Here is a 267-nt window from a genome sequence, read left to right as displayed (position 1 = left end):
GCATTATTTATGTATGTGGTAAATATCTCATGGAGCAGGGAAAACTGAAAGACAATACAGTTGTTACAACAATTATGTCTAATCTGGGACTCTATAAAGCATGCGATAAGATTGGTATGAAGTATGAACAGACAGCAGTTGGTGACAAGTACGTTTACGAGAACATGCTTAAGAATGGATATGTTCTTGGTGGAGAGCAGTCCGGACACATCATCTTCAGCAAGCATGCACGTACAGGTGATGGTATCCTGACATCTCTTATGGTTA

General features: G+C 39.7%; 1 pseudogene. It reads left to right on the top strand.

What is annotated here, in order from left to right:
- Positions 1–267: pseudogene (locus tag LI162_RS15410) on the top strand (phosphoglucosamine mutase); the annotation flags it as partial.

Source organism: Mediterraneibacter sp. 210702-DFI.3.120 (assembly GCF_020561005.1).
Classification (GTDB): domain Bacteria; phylum Bacillota; class Clostridia; order Lachnospirales; family Lachnospiraceae; genus Mediterraneibacter; species Mediterraneibacter faecis.
Note: the sequence above shows the minus strand (reverse complement) of the source record. Positions and strands in the feature narration are given on the sequence as shown.